Here is a 15,240-nt window from a genome sequence, read left to right on the forward strand (position 1 = left end):
CAACACCGATGGTTTTTATTCAGAGAAAGCACTCTGGTGTGCGCGACCTATGCTTACTGGCCATGTCTAACCGTAGGATTAGCGAATAATTACAATTCTGAAAGAATCTGGCTTTGGAGTAGTCTTAATTTTCGCGGTACCTGCAGTTGTCATTTAAGTGATGCGAAAATTACAAATTTGTAGGATTTATCTAGCTTCTTCCCTTTCACGCTAGAATCTGGTGACAATCCATTCATGGAACTCAGTGTCAGGCCAGAATATATAATGGATTTTAGTTATTTAAACTGGGGCTGAGATATTAGCAGTATTTTCTGCGTTTAGTCTCGTGTTCTGCCTAAAGGATCTAGAGTGTCGCTCATGCGAATACTTGTTGTTGAAGATGAAGATAAAACCGCCTCGTATATAAAGCAGGGCCTCACCGAAAGTGGCTATATAGTTGATCGTGCTGCTAACGGTGTAGATGCTTTGCACTTGTTTGGCCATAACAACTACGCATTGATTCTATTGGATGTAAATATTCCTAGTATCGACGGTTGGGGGGTTCTTGAATTCATCAGGAAAACTAGTCGAGTCCGTGTTTTAATGCTGACTGGGCGTAGTCGTTTGGGGGATCGAATAAAGGGCTTGGATGCTGGTGCAGATGATTATCTGACGAAACCATTCGAGTTCCCGGAGCTTCTGGCGCGTGTGCGAGCTCTTATGCGACGCGGCGACACGCTAGTAGAAAATCCAACCTTAAGAGTTGCTGATCTCGAGCTTGATCCAGGGCGACACCGAGCATTCCGTGGCGATCATCGAATTGACCTAACCACGAAAGAGTTTGCATTACTACAACTACTGATGAGTCGGGCGGGAGAGGTGCTCAGTAGGACGCAGATTATTTCATTAGTCTGGGATATGAACTTTGACTGCGATACCAATGTGATCGATGTTTCTATACGTCGACTTCGCGCAAAAATTGATGATCCGTTTGAGTCAAAGTTGATACATACTATTCGTGGCGTCGGGTATGTTCTAGAGGATCGTAAATGAGCCTAGCTACGCGACTGGGTGTCAACGTCGGACTAATGACAGCCATCTTGGTGGCCGCTCTGGCGGTTGTTTGCTACTTCCTTGTCGCGCAAGGTCTGGAACGGTCGGTTAAATCTTCACTCCGTGCGAAAATGGTAAGCGTTGCTCATAGCGTCTCGGAGGTGAGGGAGATTGAGGAGATAAGCACTGCGCCGCACATTCTGATGGATCTTGCATTGGGACACACAAATATGTTTCTCAATATATACTCTCCTGTCGACCGTCAGGATCCGCTACTGACCATAGGTGCGATGAAAGTTGCGTTTGTGCCACCGTCACTCAGCCTCGGGCGCGATTTGAATTTTTACGAGTGGCTAGATGATCGCGGTCGGCCAATGCTTAGTGTTGCGCAGGAGCTAAGTATCAAAGATGGTAGTCCAGTGGTAGTCTATCTGACGATCGACAGGACATCCGACCGAGAGTTACTTTACTCTATTTCTCGTACCGCCCTAATTGCCTATCCCTCAGTACTGCTACTGATTCTTTTGCTTGCCTGGTGGACTGTAAAACAAGGGTTAAAGCCGCTGAATAGCTTCGTGCGCGTTGCTTCTAAGGTTTCCACTGAGAATCTCGATCACCGATTGCCAACAGAACGCTTGCCCGCAGAGTTGGGGAATCTTGCTGTGGGAATTAATGTCATGCTTAATCGACTAGATGACGGTGTGCAGCAACTATCGCAATTTTCTGATGACCTGGCTCATGAGTTGCGCGCTCCCATCACTAATTTAATGGGTAAGGCTCAAGTTGCACTAACACGAACCCGTTCTTCTGATGAGTACCGTGAGGTGTTAGAATGCTGTACGGAAGAGCTAGATCGTTTGACGCGAATTGTCGCCGATATGTTGTTCCTTGCTCATGTAAGCCATCCGCTTGAACTTGTGCATTTCGAGCGAGTGAGTTTGAGAGATGAGTCAGAGAGAGTGGCAGATCTTTTTAGTCTGTCCGCTGAAGAGTGTGGTGTGGAAATATTGATAGAAGGTCAAGGAAACGCCTATGGCAATCGCCTCATGATTCAACGAGCCATTTCTAACCTACTTTCTAATTCTATTCGTTACTGCACAAAGAGTGCTGCTGTCACAATACGTATAAGCTCGCATGGCTCTAACACACGTGTGAGTGTTAGTAACCCGGGAAATGGAATTCCGACTGAGCACCTTCCTCGAATATTTGAGCGTTTCTACCGGGTAGATAAGAGTCGCGCTCGCAGTGAGGGTGGTACCGGGCTTGGGCTGGCTATCGTGCGGTCTATCATGTCGTTGCATCAAGGGGCGGCCGACGTTGAGGTGGCCTCGGACTTGGTTACAACCTTCCATCTTGACTTCCCAGCATTCCGCTAGAAATGTCCGTGTAGGGGGGGGCAGTTTATGGAACTGAAATAATATAAACTGAACTCACATGCTAGCTGGAACTTATGCCCTACGTTTGATTGAGTGAGTATGCTCGGTTTAATTCTTATCGAGCTGGGTCGGAATTTCTTTTACTATTTTAGCCAGGTTTTTGAATTTTCCTGACCTACTCTCAGCTTTAGTAGTGCTACTTTGTACTAGGTCATGGATTTTATATAAAATTTTCCTGCTTGATTTTCTGCTGGCTGGCTCGCCATATCGAATTAAACTCTGCCGTGGCGATATTACCAATGATACTTGTGTGGATGATACTCTTTCTAACCCGTCGTCAGGCCGTATCACGGCTTCTAGCTTCTATCAGCGAGCAGAACTAGTGCCCACTTAGGCGCTCATCTAGAAACTTGCCGTTGAAGGAATCGATTAAGGCATTCTGTTTGGGTTTTCCATTAACTTAATCTCTCGCATGTAAACCCATTTGGCGAACCCCTTGCCGGTGAATTCGGGCGCCTGGTCGGTGCGGCCCACCTGTTGGTAGTCGTGAAACCGAGCTATCTCGTCCAAAGCCCTGGTGACACAAACTCAACTGACGCCGTGTTCGACTAGGATGCCAACCGTCTCCTGGGTGAAGTCATCGGCCACTGTCAGGCACTTAATCCGCGTCCTGTGCAAATGGCATCTAAGACGCAGTCCATCGGCCAGACCTGATTCGGGATACTTAGCAGGCTCAGGCGCTCGGGCGTGGCAACGGGGGCGCCTCCGACGCTTCACATGCAAGTCGATGGTGCGTACAGGTGATAGATCCGCTTGTGGTTGACGTGCACGCCGGCTCGTCGCAACAAGAGGGGCAGGCGTCGATATCCGAAGTGCCGTCGTTAGCTCCACCAGCAGCGCTGCAGCTCGGCATGTTGCTCGATGGTATGCGGCTGCCAGTGCGGCACCTCGCGGGATAGTTCGCTCACCTGCCAGGAGCAGCGCTCGAAGCATCCGCTTCGCGCCTGTATCTCTTGCACCGCCACCCGCCGTGCCGTTTGGCGCGAGGTCGACGACCTTGAGCGCCTCGATGTAGATGTCTGCTACGGCGTGTAGCTTCTTTAGCCGTTTGTAGTCTGGCATGGTCGTGCCGCCGAACTTGCCACGCCAGGTGTAGAACGAGGCACCACTGAAACCACGCCTCCGGCACAACTCCTTCAACGACAAACCGGCTTTTGCTTAAGAAAGTCGAGGATCTGCTCCTGGGTAAAGATCTTTTCACTGCTATCGCTTGCCCGCAAAACGGACTCTACTAAATTCTTCGGCGGTACTGAAATCGGGGGCAAGTCATACCGAAGCTAATTATGTGTTTCTGAGCTACATAGATGTCTTGGGGGGGGCGAATAGAGAGATACAGTTTGCGGACCTCCTAATGATGAAAATGTCGAAATTGTAACCGGATCCTCACTGGTGCGTCAGGGGAAAGGAGGTATAAGTGTAGGTGCCGCTTGACCCTAGGCGGTTGATTTCCCTATCTGTTTTCCTTTCCAGTGCTCCAGATTTTCTGGGGAAAGGAGAACCCTATACAGCGCCCTCCCGGGCGCTTTTTTTTCGCCGACCACCACGGCTGGCTACTAACGATCTCTCGTTCATTACTGAATCGTCATTTTTCTCTCAGGATGCCGTTATTCATGAAGTCGTAAAGTGTTTCCATCCACGGACAACAGCCCAGAGGCATTCCATGAAAGTCAAAAGTGTTCTTCTGCTCGTAGCTCTGCTCGGTTCATCCTCGATCGCCCTTGCCGATGGCGGCGGCGATATTACTTTTGCTCGTATGGAGCAGGCTCGCCAGCAGGCTATGAAGTCTGTACAAAAGGAGCCGGCTCAGGTAGAGACTGCAAAGAACTAAGAGCTTGCTTGCACAGAAGTTTGCCTTGGATCGGTGGCTTTCAGGTTAGCCGGTTTCGCCACAGAGCACTCAACGGTCGCCCTTAAAATGGGGCGGCCGTTTTCCGTTTCCAAGTCATGTAAAAAACTCGGATCCTGACAGTAATGTCAGATCTTGTGCTCATGTTTCATTAATGTAAGCCGCCCGCCATGCTCTGGTTATATCCTGAGACTTATCGTATTGGAAATACGTAAGGAGACAGGCAATGAGCAAGTACAAACTATCAAGGGCGGCCTCTGCTACTGCGATTTTCTTGTTGATTAAAGCTTCGCTAGCTTATGCCGAAGTCGTTCCAGAAGAGTATACCCAGAGAATGGAAGCGCTTAACTACCAAGCGGTTAGTATATATGCGGGGCGGACAGGTAAGACCATTCCAACAGTAGAGGATTACCGTTATGGAATGAAGATGGATGTTGAGAAGGTCATACATGTTACTCCTACTGCGACGGCGAACCTCTGCGGTAATGTTCCTAGGCTGATGACCTATGAGAATAGTGGAGGCGAGCTCAAGACTATTCGCTACAGTGTGAGTGGTAATTGTCGTAATGAGCGCTAAGGGGTAGTTGAGAGCGATGCGCAGCATTACTGAATCGTCATGAACCGCTCAGACTGTTGTTAGGAAGCAGGTCGTAAGGTGGAGTTAATGCACAGAACAGACTTCACCGAGGCGTTCCCAATGAGAATTCAGAAGCCATTTCTTTTTACCATTCTGCTTGGTGTTTCTTCGCTCGCCGCTGCTGATGGTGGCGGCGACATCACCTTCTCTCGTATGCAGGAGGCGCGTCAGAATGCCATGATGGCGCGTCAACCCACCTCGGCTGAGATAGCGCAGGCAAAAAAGTATACCTACGACATGGACCTTGATATCGCCGAAGTAATTTCAGTTACACCGATGAGCCGTGAATGCGGGGTGGTGCCAGTGCAGATGCGCTACAAGGATTCCTTCGGCGACGAGCAACTCGTTGAATATCGCCAGGAGCGCTTTGCTTGTCGGGCCACCCGCTGAATTAGGGCGCGATTCGAGGGAAGCGGAGTTGGAATGTAGTGGGACCTATCTCTGAACTGTGGACTGTGGCCGTTCCCTCATGCAGATCCATGATGGTCTTAACGATAGCTAGGCCGAGCCCGGTTCCTCCAGCTGACCGGGCTCGACTCTGATCTACTCTGTAAAAGCGTTCGAATAAATGTACAAGGTGTTCCGCACTAATGCCGGGGCCCGGGTTCTCTACCGCCAAAGCCACGCCTGACTCATCTTCTCGAATATCAATACTTACAATGCTACTCTTCGGGGCGTGACGTATAGCGTTGGAAATAAGGTTTGATATTGCTCTCTGAATCATAAGTCGATCGCCTGTAATATTCCCTTTTCCAGTTACTCTTATCTTTAAGTCTTTTTCTTCGGCGCTAATCTCGAAAAGCTCGATTACTTTTTCAGCCTCCAAGCGTAACTGCACTGAATCAGTAGGCAAGAGTACCTTCGGATGGCTGACTTGGGCGAGGAAAAGCATTTCACTAACAATGCGGGCGACTCGCTCCAACTCTTCAACATTAGATTCCAGCACGCTTTGATAAGCTTTGGCATCTCGAGGGCGCGAGAGGGCGACCTGCGTTTTACCCAATATATTATTTATTGGAGACCGTAATTCGTGAGATAGGTCATCAGAGAATTGTGTAAGTTGGCTGACCCCTTCGTCTAGGCGGCCAAGCATTGTGTTGAGGGCATTCGCGGCGTCTTTGAGTTCATCGGGTAAGCGTTTGACTGGGATGCGATGGCTCATGTCATCCGTGGAAACTAGAGAGGCGACCTTACCAAATCGTCTTAGTGGCTGCAGGCCTCGCTGCGCAGCTAGTCGTGCGCCCAAGGCGATGAGCACTAACAAGAAAGGCGACGCAACCAACGAAGATCTTAGGAACGCACCGAGCAAGGCTGCGTCAGCATGGCGGTCCAGCGTTAGGTAGGCGCGTACGGATTCGCCATTCTTAAGTTCGATTATTTTTCTGGTGGTGAGTAAATTATGCCCATTGCTCGCTGTCCATTCTGGGCTCCCGCTGTTGAAGTCCAACTGATCAAGGGCCTGCCAATCAACGAAGGACTCTGTCTCCATCAGTGGTGGTTGACCAGGCTCTGCTGGCAAGAGTGCTAGGCTGAGATAATCATGGCCAATTATCAGGTCTCTGAGCGCATGGCTTCCTTCAGGCAGTACACCCGGTCCCATGTCCTCGCTAAGCCGGTGACGGATCTGATCCATTTTGCTATCGAGAGAAAGACGGGCTCTGATGTCGAGCTGATGCTCGAGAACGAAGTATGTAAAAATTATTAGCAGAATCAGTAGAACCGAGCCTAGTAGCCCGACTCCTAACCCAATTCGTAGGGAGAGGCTTGCTGGTTTCAATCGCGTGACTCCAATACGTAGCCTACTCCTCTCAAGGTATGTATAAGCTTAGTGGGAAATGGGTCGTCAACTTTTGCGCGTAGTCGCCGAATGGTTACATCTACCACATTGGTGTCACAATCGAAATTCATATCCCATACCAGCGAGATGATCTGGGTTCGCGATAAAACCTCGCCGCTTCGGCTCATCAGTAGTTGCAGCAGGGTAAATTCCTTGCTGGTCAAATCAACCCTCTGCCCATTTCTAAACGCGCGATGTCTCCCAGGATCAAGCTCGAGGTCGGCCACCTCAATTACCTGGGAAGCTTGGGGTCGCTCGCCACGCCGATGTAGAGAACGTATGCGAGCCAGTAGTTCAGGAAACTCAAATGGTTTGACTAGGTAGTCGTCGGCCCCTAGGTCCAACCCTTTGACTCTCTCATTCAGGCGACCACGTGCTGTAAGCATCATGACTCGAATATCTGACTTGCTGCGCAAGCGAGTCAGCATCTCCCAGCCATCCATCTTTGGCAGGTTCACATCCAGCACTACCAGGTCGTAAGGGAAATGCTGTGCTAGGTGCAGCCCGTCCAGCCCATTGTTGGCATGATCTACAACGTAGCCGCTCTCGCTCAGGCCTTGGCGTAGGTACTCAGCAGTCTTGAGTTCATCTTCGACTAGAAGAATTTTCATCTCTTAGCTTCCGCTCTGGTTGATGCAGCAGTACGCCCCATCAGGGGACAGGCAGATCAGTCTAAAGGCTGTAGTTACTACGGGGTCAAGACTGCCCGGGGATGGAGGTTGTGTCCTGTCATTTCGCGAAGAACACGCCGTAGTTCGCTCTGGTCCGGGCTCTTCAATTACATCTTTGTAATTCGACAGTCACCTTGTCGCTAGTGGCTCCCCTTTAGATTGGCGCAGCAAATGGCGGCAGAGCCGTCGAATCTTGAGCCAGTGGGTGAGATCTATGGTGCGTGCGAGTCTTTTCGGGGAGGTTGTCCGTAGCGGGAGTCGAGGGCGATGGGCAATTAGTGTTGTGTTGGTCTGGGGGCTCTCTACTAGCGCAGTAGCGCGTGAGCTGGGTATTGAAGAAGCGATGCAAGCCGCTGTTTCCAGCAATCCGACGTATACCGCAGGATCCCGAGAAATTGGTATCGCTCAAGGACTCCGCCAACAGGCGGGTCTGCTGCGCAACCCCACTCTGTCTTGGCAACAGGAGGGCACTGAGTCACGTAACCGAACCACCACAATTGGGCTGACGCAGCCATTCGAACTGGGTGGTAAGCGCGGTGCACGAGTTGAGTTGGCCGAGCGGGGACAGGACGTGGCGGCTCTGAGTGTCGAAGAGCAACGCAACGCACTCCGTGGCGATGTTATTGCCGGTTTCTACTCCGCGTTGCGTGCGCAAGAGCGTGAGCGCCTTGCTCTGCAGTCGGTCGAATTGGCTGAGCGAGGGGTGAAAGCAGCACAAGGTCGTGTGCATGCGGGAAAGGCCCCCCCCTTGGAGGCTAACCGTGCACAGGTGCAACTTGCGGAAGTGAAACTGGAGCAGGAGCGGGCTGCACGTGATCGAGCAGATGCTTACCAAAACCTTGCCGTGCTCATGGGCCTTCCGCGTCCGGACTTCACAAGTGTGCTCAGCGAAACCGGCAAGTCCCTGCCTGAGTTGCCTTCTGACACTGCGTTGCTTGGCCGGATTGGCGATAGCGCTTCGTTACGCCTCGCGCAGAGTCGCATTGATCAGAGTGAGGCAGCTCTTCGCCTGGCTCGTACCCAACGGATCCCAGACCTAGATGTAACTGTCGGCACCCAAGAGGCTGTTGAGCAAGGTACTCGAGATCGGATCGCCGTAGTAGGTGTGAGTCTGCCGCTGCCGCTGTTTGATCGTAACCAAGGCAACATTCTCGCGGAATCCCGTCGCGCTGATCAGGCCCGTGACCTCCGTAATGCCACTGAACTACGACTGCGCCAAGAAACTCAGCAAGCGCTTCAGCAATGGGGCACGGCCCAGATGGAAGTCAATGCATTTCGCCAGACGATCCTCCCGACTGCGCAAACAGCTGTTGAAAGCGCAACTCGTGGCTTTGAGATGGGTAAGTTCGGATTCCTGGAAGTACTCGATGCTCAGCGTACGTTGATCACTGCTCGCGATCAGTACCTTCAAGCGCTGGCCCAGGTCAGCGACGCCTGGGGACGTATCGAGCGGGTTTACGGTGATGTCAACTCGACGGCGCGTTAAGGGCCTGCGGGCTCACATTTTGGTGGGGTTGGCGCTGTTGGTAATACCAGCATCTGCATCAGCCCCGAACTTCGTCCGGGATTTGGGGCTGGCGCACTGGTGCGTCCACGACCTCTTTCAGGATCTGCATCAATTATTTTCTAGTCCCGACGTCTGACGCCTTACTCGCGCGGTCGGGCTCATTCCGGAGTCCTCATGGTCAAGAGAGTCCACATAGTAGGGGCCGTTGTTCTGGCATCCGTCCTGGGCACCAGCGCCTTCACATTGTTGGGTGGGGGAGACAAGCCTGGTACGCATATGGACGACGCAGCTCATGCCGATAATGAGCATCACGGTAAAACCGACGCGCCTGCCCACGCCGAAGCGAAAGGTCATGCTGACGGTGAGCATCACAACGCCAAAGAGGAGGAGGGCGGGGAAGAAGAGGGGCTGCATCTGAGTGCAGAACAGATCAGCGCTGCTGGTATCAAAGTGGTGGCTGCCGGTCCTCGAGCCTTAGCCGAGGCCGTCAGCCTGCCTGGCGAGATCGGCTTCGATCAGGATCGCACCGCGCATATCGTGCCACGCACACAGGGCGTCGTGGAGTCGGTATCGGTTGATCTTGGGCAGAGCGTGAAAAAGGGAGATTTGCTGGCGATCATCTCTAGCCAGCAAATCTCCGAACTACGCAGTGAACTGGCAGCAGCCCAACGACGAGTGGCCTTGGCTAACACTACTTTCGCGCGTGAGCGTGAGTTGTGGCGAGAGAAGATTTCTGCAGAGCAGGATTACCTCCAGGCGCGTCAGGTGCTTGAGGAGGCGCAGATTGCTCTGGCAAATGCAAAGCAGAAAACCAATGCACTCAGCGGCGTGTCTGCCAGTGGAGGTGGTAATCGCTACGAACTACGCGCGCCCTTTGACGGAGTGGTTGTCGAGAAGCATCTCGTGCCCGGTGAGGTGGTCAGTGAAACAACGGCCGCATTCACCCTGTCCGATCTCGCCAGAGTCTGGGCTACTTTCAGCGTTGCACCGCAAGATCTATCCCGAATCCAAGTCGGGAAACCTGCGCGCATTGAAGCGCCTGATCTAGGCATGCAAGTGGAAGGGAAGGTGGCTTACGTTGGCAATTTACTCGGCGAGCAGACTCGTAGCGCCGTTGCTCGCGTCACATTGAACAATCCCGATGGCGCGTGGCGTCCAGGGCTTTTTGTGAATGTCCGAGTCAGCGCTCAGGCCCGCCAAGTAGCGGTGGCGATCCCTGAACAAGCAGTTCAAACAGTGGAGGATAAGGCCAGCGTTTTTGTTCGTAACGCAGAAGGCTTTGAGGCACGTGCGGTTACCCTCGGCTTGCGCAACGACGGTCAAGTTGAGGTCCTCGAAGGTCTGGCGGTGGGTGATCAGGTTGCCAGTGACGGCAGCTTCATTCTCAAGTCGGAGCTGGGCAAGAGCTCAGCGTCTCACGCTCATTGATAAGGCGCTGACATGTTCGAACGCATAATTCGATTCGCCATCGAGCAGCGCTATCTAGTGTTGCTTGCGGTTTTTGGCATGGCTGCCCTCGGAGTGGCCAGCTATCAAAAGTTGCCGATTGACGCGGTCCCTGACATTACAAACGTTCAGGTGCAGATCAATACCTCTGCTCCTGGCTTTTCGCCGCTTGAAACTGAGCAACGCGTGACATTCCCGGTAGAGACGGCAATGGCCGGCTTGCCTGACCTGCAGCAGACTCGCTCGATCTCGCGTTCGGGACTGTCTCAGGTGACAGTTATCTTCAAGGATGGAACCGATTTGTTCTTCGCCCGACAACTGGTCAACGAGCGCCTACAGCAAGCTCGTGAACAGTTGCCTGAGGGTGTTGAATCAGCCATGGGGCCAATATCAACCGGGCTGGGAGAGATCTTTCTCTGGACGATTGAGGCTGAAGATAGCGCCAGGAAAGAAGACGGTACTCCCTATACCCCAACTGATCTTCGGGTGATCCAGGACTGGGTTGTCAAACCGCAATTGCGCAACGTGCCTGGTGTCGCCGAGGTAAACACCATCGGCGGCTTCTCCAAGCAGTTCCAGGTTGCTCCGGATACTCGCCGATTGGCAGCCTATGGCTTGACGTTCGCCGACATAATCACTGCCCTCGAACGCAATAACGCGAACGTCGGTGCGGGTTATATCGAACGTAGCGGCGAGCAGTTGCTGGTGCGTGCGCCAGGCCAGGTTAAGAATCTAGATGACATAGCTAATATCGTTGTCGCTAACGTCGATGGCACGCCGATTCGCATGCGCGACATTGCAGAAGTCGATTTGGGTAAAGAACTGCGCACAGGTGCGGCGACGGAGAACGGTCGAGAAGTCGTTCTGGGTACGGTATTCATGCTGATCGGCGAGAATAGCCGAACGGTCGCCAAGGCTGCCGCAGCCAAGTTGGAGGAAATCAACCGTACCCTGCCTGCTGGGGTGAAAGCGGTGACTGTCTATGACCGCACAAAGCTGGTGGACAAAGCTATTGCTACGGTCAAGCGCAATCTAACAGAGGGTGCGATCCTCGTAATCGCAGTGCTATTCCTTTTCCTGGGCAACATCCGTGCGGCGCTGATCACCGCCATGGTGATCCCGCTGGCGATGCTGTTCACTTTCACGGGCATGTTTAGCAACCGCATCAGCGCCAACCTGATGAGTCTCGGTGCACTGGACTTCGGCATCATCGTCGACGGTGCGGTGGTGATCGTCGAGAACGCTATCCGCCGCCTGGCTCATGCTCAGCAGCATCATGGTCGAATGCTCACCCGCAGCGAACGCCTTCACGAGGTCTTCGCCGCGTCGAAGGAAGCGCGGCGCGCGCTGATCTATGGGCAACTGATCATCATGGTGGTGTACCTGCCGATCTTCGCCCTCACCGGCGTCGAGGGAAAAATGTTCCATCCCATGGCCTTCACCGTGGTGCTGGCGCTGCTGGGGGCGATGATCCTCTCGGTGACCTTTGTCCCGGCGGCCATCGCGCTTTTCATCACCGGAAAGGTGAAGGAAGAGGAAAACCTGCTGATGCGCAGCGCGCGCCGCGCCTACGAGCCTGTGCTGGACTGGGTGATGGCGCGCCGTGGACTAGTCTTCGCTGTCGCCGCCGTACTGGTGGTGCTTTCCGGGGTGCTCGCCAGTCGCATGGGCAGTGAATTCGTACCAAGTCTGGGCGAAGGCGATTTCGCTCTTCAGTCGCTGCGTACACCCGGCACAAGTCTGTCGTTGTCGGTGTCAATGCAGGAGAGCCTGGAGCGCCAGATCTTGGCCAAAGTACCCGAGGTGGAGCGCATGTTTAGCCGCACCGGTACCGCGGAAATTGCATCGGATCCGATGCCACCGAACATTTCTGATGCTTATGTGATGCTCAAGCCTAAAGATCAGTGGCCGGACCCGAAGAAGTCCCGGGCGGAACTTGAAGCGGAGATCCAGGAGGCTGCCAATGGTGTACCAGGAAGCGCCTACGAACTATCGCAGCCGATCCAACTTCGCTTCAACGAGCTCATTTCCGGCGTACGTAGCGACGTGGCGGTAAAGGTCTTTGGTGACGACATGGCGGTCCTGAACAATACTGCTGAGCAGATTGCCGGTGTGCTTCGCCAAGTGCAGGGATCTTCAGAAGTGAAGGTTGAGCAGACCAGTGGTTTGCCAGTGTTGACGGTGAATATCGACCGCCAGCGTGCCGCGCGTTATGGATTGAATGTTGGAGATATCCAAGACACCGTTGCAGTGGCTATTGGCGGACGTGAGGCCGGTACTTTGTTCGAAGGTGACCGCCGCTTCGACATGATCGTGCGGCTTCCAGAGCGCCTGCGCAGCGATATCGATGCTTTGTCACGTATGTTAATTCCAGTGCCTGCAACCAGCACAGAGGCCCGCATCGGATTTATCACCTTAGGTGAGGTTGCCCGACTCGATCTGGTTCAAGGACCGAACCAAGTTAGCCGTGAAAACGGAAAGCGTCTGGTTGTGGTGAGTGCTAACGTGCGGGGACGGGATATTGGCTCTTTCGTTTCCGAAGCTAGCCAGAGTATTGAGCAGAAGGTGAAGCTCCAGCCCGGATATTGGACGACTTGGGGTGGCCAGTTCGAGCAACTGCAATCTGCCGCGCAACGCCTGCAAATTGTGGTTCCGGTAGCGCTTCTTCTGGTGTTCACCTTGTTGATCATGATGTTCAATAACGTCCGCGACGGACTGTTGGTGTTCACCGGTATTCCTTTTGCGCTGACCGGTGGCGTAGTGGCGCTTTGGCTACGAGATATTCCGCTATCGATCTCTGCGGGCGTTGGGTTCATCGCGCTTTCGGGTGTGGCGGTGCTCAACGGCTTGGTGATGATCTCGTTCATCCGTAGTCTGCGGGAAGAGGGTCGTAGCCTCGATACAGCGATCCGTGAGGGTGCGTTGACCCGATTGCGTCCAGTTCTGATGACCGCTCTGGTAGCATCGCTGGGCTTCGTGCCTATGGCCCTGGCTACCGGCACGGGCGCGGAGGTTCAGCGGCCTCTGGCGACGGTGGTGATTGGAGGCATCCTGTCCTCGACCACTCTGACGTTGCTGGTCTTACCGGCGCTGTATCGATGGATGCACCGTAAGGACGAGGACGCAGAGCCTAGTGAGGCATCAGTGGCTACGCACTGATCGTGGCATGCTACTAAAGAAGGCGGCACCTGTAGGTGCTGCCTTTTTTTGACGGATCTACTGCGTCTCATCCTAGTTGGTAAATCGGTGGAACGGCTTAAGGGTAGCTGCTCCGTTGTAAACTCCGAAGATAGGTTGTAGTTCTTGTTGTGGATTGAGTCTTTGAGGGCGCCAAGCACCTGTTGATAGTGCGTCGCAGGGACATCAGCTCGCTGATATTGGCCAGGTAAGAGGTGTAGTCAATCAGCGCGGGTCTTCTCGCCTCGGGCATGTTCTCGCTTTTCACTACACGCTGAATGCCTAGGGCTGGTTTTGGCCAGGTGGTGCACCGGTGTGACTTCCAGCGACTTATTCACTGTTACGCCCTCACTAGGGCGCAGTTGAGTGTTGGACAGTTAGTCGGTCATGCCCGGCCGGTGATGGCAAAATGTACGTGATCGCCTGAAGAGTGGTAATCAGCGTCTTCAGGTGCGCCAGTACCTACCTGGAGTAGGTGGCGAAAACCTTGCCTCCATCCTGGTGCGCGCGGAGCGATGCGCTGAACGGATACGCCCCGAATTCGCCCTGGAACTTCTCCCACCTTTGTCCAACTTAACGTTTTAGCTCTAGCGGAGGTCGTTCTCCATGGCCTGCGAGTCGCCCAGTTCGGCGTCGCGAGCATGCAGCTGTGCAGGATTACCGTCGGGCTTCTTGTCGATCAGGTGGACGATGGCGTGGCGAATTGGCATGTCTTTTCCTTGGTTGGGGTTAGGCGACAGCAGGGCAGGCGTCCGCCCGGCGAATATCTGCTCGAGCGTTCTTCAAACCGCGCTGGTCGCTGCCGGTGCAGGACACGAACACCGACCGCCGGCGGGCTTTGGAAAGCTTGATGTGGCCGCCAGAGGTGCGGCTGGCTGCCCAGCCCTGGCTGATTGCGTCCTGGACCAGGTGCTTTAACTCTGCAGCTGCGCCGCGGAGGAACGAGAGATTGGTTTTTTGCATGGGACTGCTCGGCGATTGGATGAGATCAACCTTGCAGGTCTGAGAAAGATCCCAAGCGTTCTTTTCTGCCGTCTCGTGGCAAGAAAGCGTTCTGCGGCTGGGCCATGGGCAGCGAATGCAGGAGATTATTTCTGCTGGAATTTGCCGGCAGGCGGAGCGCTGCAATGGCTGTCGGTCGGAGGCGATCTTCACCTCATCGGGGGGACGGCCCTATACTGGTTATATGTACAGTGTTGGTGATCCCATGCCCCTTTCGCTCGTTGCTTCCGTAAGCCCCAGCGCTTCTCCCCGCAAGCTGCCTTTGTGCGGCCAGGCGAGTTGCGGCTTCCCATCGCCGGCAGCGGACTACCAGACTCCGGATCTTTCCCTCGATGATCTCGTGGGTATTCGGCCGACGTCGTCGATTTTTCTTCTGCGCGCCTGGGGCGATTCGATGCGGGAGATTGGAATTTTTGATGGCGATGTCCTGGTCGTCGATAAAGCGCGAGAAGCCCAACCAGGGGACGTGGTGGTGGCGGTAGTCGGCGCCGAGTTTGTTGTGAAGACGCTCGTTCGGGATCCCGAAGGCAAGATCATGCTCGCGCCGGCTAACCCGGCGTACCGGCCGCTGCGGCTGGGGGATGGTGAGGTGTTGGAGGTGTGGGGAGTCTGCTGCTGGGTTCTCCACGGCCTCCTGCAGCGGTAACGG

Annotated in this window: 13 protein-coding genes and 1 pseudogene; 9 read left to right on the plus strand and 5 right to left on the minus strand. The window is 53.9% G+C overall.

From position 1 onward, the window contains the following. The first annotated feature begins 357 nt into the window (after positions 1-357). Together LDJ84_RS30225 and LDJ84_RS30230 are read left to right on the plus strand one after the other, a co-directional pair. Positions 358-1,032, plus strand: a complete 675-nt coding sequence (locus LDJ84_RS30225; RefSeq protein ID WP_081754059.1) for a heavy metal response regulator transcription factor — start codon at positions 358-360, stop codon at positions 1,030-1,032. Further along, positions 1,029-2,408 carry a heavy metal sensor histidine kinase gene (locus tag LDJ84_RS30230; protein ID WP_081754058.1) on the plus strand — a complete coding sequence of 460 codons (1,380 nt, stop codon included), beginning with the start codon at positions 1,029-1,031 and terminating at the stop codon, positions 2,406-2,408. Before LDJ84_RS30225 ends, LDJ84_RS30230 begins: the two co-directional genes overlap by 4 nt. A gap of 220 nt (positions 2,409-2,628) precedes the next feature. Here the strand turns inward: LDJ84_RS30230 and LDJ84_RS30235 are convergent. Beyond that, positions 2,629-3,688 (minus strand): annotated as a pseudogene (locus LDJ84_RS30235) (DDE-type integrase/transposase/recombinase). Between the two features lie 440 nt (positions 3,689-4,128). Here LDJ84_RS30235 and LDJ84_RS30240 point away from each other — a divergent pair. The 3 genes from LDJ84_RS30240 to LDJ84_RS30250 all read left to right on the plus strand — a co-directional run bounded on the left by LDJ84_RS30240 (position 4,129) and on the right by LDJ84_RS30250 (position 5,341). Beyond that, entirely contained in the window at positions 4,129-4,296 is a 168-nt protein-coding gene (locus tag LDJ84_RS30240; protein WP_164488301.1) for a co-regulatory protein PtrA N-terminal domain-containing protein, read from the plus strand. 244 nt (positions 4,297-4,540) lie between these two features. Then, positions 4,541-4,891, plus strand: coding sequence for a DUF2790 domain-containing protein (locus tag LDJ84_RS30245; protein WP_024766053.1), 351 nt, complete (start codon positions 4,541-4,543; stop codon positions 4,889-4,891). A gap of 87 nt (positions 4,892-4,978) precedes the next feature. Continuing rightward, entirely contained in the window at positions 4,979-5,341 is a 363-nt protein-coding gene (locus LDJ84_RS30250) for a DUF2790 domain-containing protein (RefSeq protein ID WP_226046656.1), read from the plus strand. Position 5,342: 1 nt separating this feature from the next. Here the strand turns inward: LDJ84_RS30250 and LDJ84_RS30255 are convergent, their stop codons facing one another. Together LDJ84_RS30255 and LDJ84_RS30260 are read right to left on the minus strand one after the other, a co-directional pair. Then, a complete protein-coding gene (locus LDJ84_RS30255) occupies positions 5,343-6,728 on the minus strand; it encodes a heavy metal sensor histidine kinase (protein WP_081754057.1) in 1,386 nt (461 codons plus the stop codon). Beyond that, positions 6,725-7,399 carry a heavy metal response regulator transcription factor gene (locus tag LDJ84_RS30260; RefSeq protein WP_024766051.1) on the minus strand — a complete coding sequence of 225 codons (675 nt, stop codon included), beginning with the start codon at positions 7,397-7,399 and terminating at the stop codon, positions 6,725-6,727. The genes LDJ84_RS30255 and LDJ84_RS30260 overlap by 4 nt, the downstream gene beginning before the upstream one ends. Before the next feature lie 274 nt (positions 7,400-7,673). On the opposite strand from LDJ84_RS30260, the gene LDJ84_RS30265 reads away from it, so the two are divergent. From LDJ84_RS30265 to LDJ84_RS30275, 3 genes are all read left to right on the plus strand, one after another. Then, positions 7,674-8,945 carry a TolC family protein gene (locus LDJ84_RS30265; protein WP_081754056.1) on the plus strand — a complete coding sequence of 424 codons (1,272 nt, stop codon included), beginning with the start codon at positions 7,674-7,676 and terminating at the stop codon, positions 8,943-8,945. A gap of 195 nt (positions 8,946-9,140) precedes the next feature. Continuing rightward, positions 9,141-10,394: an efflux RND transporter periplasmic adaptor subunit gene (locus tag LDJ84_RS30270; protein WP_024766049.1), complete on the plus strand. Its 1,254-nt coding sequence runs from the start codon at positions 9,141-9,143 to the stop codon at positions 10,392-10,394. A 12-nt stretch (positions 10,395-10,406) separates the two neighbouring features. After that, positions 10,407-13,571 carry a CusA/CzcA family heavy metal efflux RND transporter gene (locus tag LDJ84_RS30275; protein ID WP_024766048.1) on the plus strand — a complete coding sequence of 1,055 codons (3,165 nt, stop codon included), beginning with the start codon at positions 10,407-10,409 and terminating at the stop codon, positions 13,569-13,571. Positions 13,572-14,176: 605 nt separating this feature from the next. Here LDJ84_RS30275 and LDJ84_RS30755 read toward each other — a convergent pair. Together LDJ84_RS30755 and LDJ84_RS30280 are read right to left on the minus strand one after the other, a co-directional pair. Further along, entirely contained in the window at positions 14,177-14,299 is a 123-nt protein-coding gene (locus tag LDJ84_RS30755; protein WP_263987036.1) for a hypothetical protein, read from the minus strand. Positions 14,300-14,318: 19 nt separating this feature from the next. Then, positions 14,319-14,552 (minus strand): hypothetical protein, encoded by a 234-nt coding sequence (locus LDJ84_RS30280; protein ID WP_024766047.1) that lies wholly within the window; start codon positions 14,550-14,552, stop codon positions 14,319-14,321. A 244-nt stretch (positions 14,553-14,796) separates the two neighbouring features. Here LDJ84_RS30280 and LDJ84_RS30285 point away from each other — a divergent pair, with 244 nt between their 5' ends. After that, complete coding sequence (locus LDJ84_RS30285; RefSeq protein ID WP_024766046.1) at positions 14,797-15,237, plus strand: LexA family protein; 441 nt, start codon at positions 14,797-14,799, stop codon at positions 15,235-15,237. Positions 15,238-15,240: the final 3 nt, after the last annotated feature.

Source organism: Pseudomonas sp. HS-18 (assembly GCF_020401845.1).
GTDB lineage: Bacteria > Pseudomonadota > Gammaproteobacteria > Pseudomonadales > Pseudomonadaceae > Pseudomonas > Pseudomonas nitroreducens.

Bases quoted from the DNA above. Each gene is read 5' to 3' on its own strand.
- LDJ84_RS30225 (WP_081754059.1), top strand. From the start codon at position 358: ATGCGAATACTTGTTGTTGAAGATGAAGATAAAACCGCCTCGTATATA.
- LDJ84_RS30230 (WP_081754058.1), top strand. From the start codon at position 1,029: ATGAGCCTAGCTACGCGACTGGGTGTCAACGTCGGACTAATGACAGCC.
- LDJ84_RS30240 (WP_164488301.1), top strand. From the start codon at position 4,129: ATGAAAGTCAAAAGTGTTCTTCTGCTCGTAGCTCTGCTCGGTTCATCC.
- LDJ84_RS30245 (WP_024766053.1), top strand. From the start codon at position 4,541: ATGAGCAAGTACAAACTATCAAGGGCGGCCTCTGCTACTGCGATTTTC.
- LDJ84_RS30250 (WP_226046656.1), top strand. From the start codon at position 4,979: ATGCACAGAACAGACTTCACCGAGGCGTTCCCAATGAGAATTCAGAAG.
- LDJ84_RS30260 (WP_024766051.1), bottom strand. From the start codon at position 7,399: ATGAAAATTCTTCTAGTCGAAGATGAACTCAAGACTGCTGAGTACCTA.
- LDJ84_RS30265 (WP_081754056.1), top strand. From the start codon at position 7,674: ATGGTGCGTGCGAGTCTTTTCGGGGAGGTTGTCCGTAGCGGGAGTCGA.
- LDJ84_RS30270 (WP_024766049.1), top strand. From the start codon at position 9,141: ATGGTCAAGAGAGTCCACATAGTAGGGGCCGTTGTTCTGGCATCCGTC.
- LDJ84_RS30275 (WP_024766048.1), top strand. From the start codon at position 10,407: ATGTTCGAACGCATAATTCGATTCGCCATCGAGCAGCGCTATCTAGTG.
- LDJ84_RS30755 (WP_263987036.1), bottom strand. From the start codon at position 14,299: ATGCCAATTCGCCACGCCATCGTCCACCTGATCGACAAGAAGCCCGAC.
- LDJ84_RS30280 (WP_024766047.1), bottom strand. From the start codon at position 14,552: ATGCAAAAAACCAATCTCTCGTTCCTCCGCGGCGCAGCTGCAGAGTTA.
- LDJ84_RS30285 (WP_024766046.1), top strand. From the start codon at position 14,797: ATGCCCCTTTCGCTCGTTGCTTCCGTAAGCCCCAGCGCTTCTCCCCGC.